This window comes from Microcoleus sp. S36b_A4, from assembly GCF_036700645.1.
In the GTDB taxonomy this organism is placed as follows: domain Bacteria; phylum Cyanobacteriota; class Cyanobacteriia; order Cyanobacteriales; family Microcoleaceae; genus Microcoleus.
Genome location: NZ_JAUBPI010000181.1, coordinates 1 through 4139, shown reverse-complemented (window position 1 = coordinate 4139; position 4139 = coordinate 1). Strand labels below are relative to the sequence as shown.

Annotated in this window: 5 protein-coding genes; 3 read left to right on the top strand and 2 right to left on the bottom strand. The window is 48.6% G+C overall.

Going from position 1 to position 4139, the window contains the following annotated elements; genetic code table 11:
- Positions 1-322: 322 nt before the first annotated feature.
- A complete protein-coding gene (queF, locus tag QUA03_RS28395; RefSeq protein WP_333217000.1) occupies positions 323-742 on the bottom strand; it encodes a preQ(1) synthase in 420 nt (139 codons plus the stop codon).
- A 145-nt stretch (positions 743-887) separates the two neighbouring features.
- Here queF and QUA03_RS28390 point away from each other — a divergent pair, with 145 nt between their 5' ends.
- A complete protein-coding gene (locus QUA03_RS28390) occupies positions 888-1484 on the top strand; it encodes a hypothetical protein (RefSeq protein WP_333216998.1) in 597 nt (198 codons plus the stop codon).
- Positions 1485-1568: 84 nt separating this feature from the next.
- Here QUA03_RS28390 and speD read toward each other — a convergent pair whose 3' ends face one another.
- Positions 1569-1991, bottom strand: coding sequence for an adenosylmethionine decarboxylase (gene speD / locus QUA03_RS28385; protein WP_190743421.1), 423 nt, complete (start codon positions 1989-1991; stop codon positions 1569-1571).
- A 95-nt stretch (positions 1992-2086) separates the two neighbouring features.
- On the opposite strand from speD, the gene QUA03_RS28380 reads away from it, so the two are divergent.
- Both QUA03_RS28380 and QUA03_RS28375 read left to right on the top strand, forming a co-directional pair.
- Positions 2087-2224, top strand: coding sequence for a hypothetical protein (locus QUA03_RS28380; protein ID WP_333216996.1), 138 nt, complete (start codon positions 2087-2089; stop codon positions 2222-2224).
- Between the two features lie 302 nt (positions 2225-2526).
- A partial coding sequence (locus QUA03_RS28375) for a histidine kinase dimerization/phospho-acceptor domain-containing protein (protein WP_333216994.1) occupies positions 2527-4139 on the top strand: 1613 nt, incomplete at its 3' end.

Sequence of the window (4139 nt, the reverse complement as noted above, 5' to 3'; positions counted from 1 at the left end):
GGTAAAAAGGCGATCGTTCCTTGTAGTGCAAGGGTTTGTGAGATTTGAACATTCCCCCTACTGGGGGAACTTCAGTTGAAACGCCCGTGACCTGATACTCTCCCGTGGGCAACCAACTCGACCGATGCGGAGTGTACACCCTACAAACTACGAGATTTTAAGCGTCTGAACGACTTTTTGACTGTCTTGAGAGGGCTGTCCTGACGCACCCTACCATTAGTTACTAATTTTATTAACAATCCTATTTCTTAAAACTATTGTGGGGGGCGCTTCGATGCCACCCCACAATTAAATCTCACTCCCACAACAGCTTAATACTACCCTACTTCTGATGCGACACCTCAATCACGGTGTGGACGTTCCCCCGCGGCGAAAAATCGCCCTTAATCGTCGCTTCCAGTGGCGCGCAAGCTGCCACAAAATCGTCTAAAATTTGATTGATCGATTCTTCGTGAGAAATGTAGCGATCGCGATAACTGTTAACGTACAGTTTCAGCGCTTTTAACTCTACCACCCGCTCGTCTGGCACATAAGTAACGTGAATTGTCGCAAAATCGGGATAGCCAGAAAATGGGCACTTGCAAGTAAACTCCGGCAACGTAATGTTAATCGAGTAGCGCCGCCCGACTCGCGGATTCGGAAAAGTAATTAACTCGCCTTCCAAAATCTGGCGTTCGCCGTATTTCATTTCTTCGGTGCTTGACTTTTGCGACATAGTTTGTTCCGGTGCGTAGGTGTTCATAGCGATCGACTAAAAACTTGTAACATTAAATTAAATTAACGTTCAATATCTGTAACAAATATCTTGACGAATTGTGTTGCGATCGATCTAATTGCAAATACTCTCAGGCTAAACTAAAACAAGTTCACCCTCGCCATCTACAATTATGCAAAATACTACCTTATCTGACAATACTTCCCCTGAAAACTCAAATAGTTACTCTCCATCGGTACCAATTTCCCTCTATCGAGAAGTCACGGCCGAGCTGCAAGCAGCCCAAGCGATGGTAGACTCTCTCAAAACCCACAATCAGCAATTAGTCCAACAAAATCAACAACTGCGGCGAGAAGTAGAAACAGTAGTTCAAGTATCCCAACAGTTACAGCAAGTAGTCAACTCGGCTCAGAGCATCACCCAGACAGGGATGCCTCAAATGCCGTCAGTCAAATTTAATTTCAGCGTTGAACCTCCGCCCCCACCACCTGTAACCTCGCAGACTAACTCTGCCATACCTCAACCACCTCAGACAGTGGCTTTCCCCTTCCCACTACCGGAACCGGAGCCAACAGCCACCTCTATGCCGCAGCCACTTCCCGACAAATTATTTACAGAAGTGCCGGAAACTCCTTACCGTGTCCGCTCTCAACTCAAAAAAAACTCAGATTTAAGCGGATTGTGGTTGGCGATCGCGATTTTTCTGATTGTGATTGCAGCTTTCGGTGCAGGTTATTTAGTTGTCCGCCCTTTATTAATGAAAAAGTAAATTCCAACAAGAATCCCACGGTTCGATCCGTGGGATTTTAAACAAAACCTAGCATAAAATGTTCAAAGTTACGCTAATTGGCCATCATCCTCTGGCGGCAATCGTTTCTACTGAACGAGGGGCATACTGCTCTTCACAAGCAGAACCTACGATTCCCACCCCTGGCTCGAAACCGCGCGTGAACTCAGTGAGTTTTACCTGTTTAGCTTCCAAAGCTGTCTGTAGCACCTTCATGGCTCGGTGAGGGTCGCCGGCTCCGCAGAAAAATAAGTCTGCAGCAAAATAACCGTGTTCAGGCCAAGTATGGATTGCTATATGAGACTCTGCCAAAGTAGCAGTAGCTGTCACTCCGTGAGGACTAAACTGGTGTACGCACAAATCGATGAGAGTAGCTCCTCCGGCTTCGATCGCATCGAGAATAGCGCGGCGGATACGTTCAGGATCGTTGAGCAGGTCTCCTGGAGACTGCCAAGCATCAGCGACCAGATGGGTTCCCAATTGTTTCATTCTGCGGGGTTTTACCTCTATTGATTTTTTAAGTCTCAAACCTTTTAACCATAGCACGATGCCAAAAATTTTGCAAGTATCTTTCACAAAGAAAAATGAAGATTACGAGAAATACCCACCACCAAGCGCTGGCTGTATGGTGGGGTCAAACTGTCTCACAGGCAGATCCCACTAATGGAATTCGTATTATTTCAGTGCTGCCTTTTTCTTCTCAAACCACCGTTTTTGATTAAAGCGATCTCTGGTTTCCATGGGCTAAAAAAACCAAAGCTCGATCGTTCCGGCTGTGGCGGAATTGATATGAGATCGAAATGCCACAGATGGACAGCTATGCTTTCATGCGTAAAATTCGACAGATCCTAGACGATCGCCCGGCGGGCAGATTCCAGCGCTCGCTCTGGCAGCCTATGCTGTAAAAGTTGAGCAGCAACAGGCGATCTCCGCTGGGTTTCTGGCGTCATCTAGCTAAACCAGCCCGGTCAGCCGAGATAGTATCGTTGCCCCCTTGGTGCGGGCCCAATAGAGAGACAAGCGCATGATCCAGCAGTATCAACTCGTCGAACAGATTTTTGCAGGCAATAGCGAGATGGCGATGCTGATGCGATCGCACGACTGGTCGCTTTCCGCCCTTGGTGCCGTTGAAACCTGGTCGCAAAGCTTGAAAACCGCGATTCGGATCATCTTAGGCTCTCGCTACCCCATGTTCGTCTGGTGGGGACAGCAGATGACCAAGTTTTATAACGATGCTTACATTCCTATGCTCGGCAAACGACATCCGCAAGCACTAGGTCAGCCTGCCTCACAGGTATGGGCTGAAATCTGGGACACGCTAGGGCCACAAGCAGAAGCGGTTTTGAACCAGGGACAATCGACGTGGAATCAAGAATTGCTTCTGGTGATGGAGCGCAACGGGTATACAGAGGAAACCTACTTTACCTTTTCCTACAGTCCGGTGGCGAATGATGATGGCCCTGTGGGGGGCATTTTCTGCGCCTGTAGCGAGGACACTCAGCGCGTTTTGAGCGATCGCCGCTTGGCAACGTTGCGCGAATTAGCAGCAGAAACAGTCACGGCCAAGACGGTAGAAACAGCTTGCGAGATGTCCGCCACCGTATTGACCAATAACGCCCATGACATCCCGTTTGCGCTGTTTTATCTACTCGATGGCGAAAACGAGATCGCACGACTCGCGGGTACAACAAGGTTAGCAGCCGGAACCCTTGCCTCTTGTGAGGCGATCGAGGTTACATCCGCCCAAAAGTGCCAGTGGCAATTGAAGCAAGTCATAGAGACGGGCGAAAGCAGAATCATTGAAGATTTGGAGGCGCAATTTGGACTTTTACCGGGCGGCGCGTGGTCCCAATGTCCCCATCAAGCGGTAGTTCTACCACTAGCTCGCTCGGGTGAAACCTTCGGGTTCCTGATTGCTGGAGTGAGTCCGCTGAGAACGTTTGATGATGATTACAAAGGTTTTTTTGACTTGATGGCAGGGCAGGTGACAACAGCGATCGCCAACGCCCAAGCTTACGAACAAGAGCGTAAACGTGCCGAAGCATTAGCTGAGTTAGACCTTGCTAAAACCACGTTTTTTAGCAATGTGTCTCACGAATTCCGCACGCCACTCACCTTGATGCTGGCTCCCTTAGAAGACACGATCGCCAACCTGGATGGAACAATTCCACCTCAAGAACGCGAACAATTACAGTTGGTGCAGCGTAACGGAATGCGGCTGCTCAAACTCGTCAATAGCTTGCTCGATTTCTCACGCATCGAAGCAGGTCGAGTCCAAGCATCTTATGAACCTGTAGATTTGGCAACCTATACGGCGGAACTTGCCAGCACGTTTCGATCGCTGATTGAACGGGTGGGAATGTCGCTGATTGTTGACTGTCCAACCTTGCCCGAAGCGATTTATGTCGATCGCGAAATGTGGGAAAAAATTGTTCTCAATTTATTATCAAATGCCTTTAAGTTTACGCTAGCGGGAACAATTACGGTTCGATTACGGTGTGTAGAAAAATGTGTTGAATTAACGGTTTCAGATACAGGGGTCGGGATTCCGTCCGAAGAAGTTAGAGTCGATAGGGGCGTTGCCACCCCTACCTCTCCTTCAGAACGGAACGTGAAACTTTCGCTTCATTCCGCTCC

Coding starts and splice junctions, on each gene's coding strand:
- QUA03_RS28380 (WP_333216996.1), top strand. CDS start 2,087: ATGAAGATTACGAGAAATACCCACCACCAAGCGCTGGCTGTATGGTGG.
- speD (WP_190743421.1), bottom strand. CDS start 1,991: ATGAAACAATTGGGAACCCATCTGGTCGCTGATGCTTGGCAGTCTCCA.
- queF (WP_333217000.1), bottom strand. CDS start 742: ATGAACACCTACGCACCGGAACAAACTATGTCGCAAAAGTCAAGCACC.
- QUA03_RS28390 (WP_333216998.1), top strand. CDS start 888: ATGCAAAATACTACCTTATCTGACAATACTTCCCCTGAAAACTCAAAT.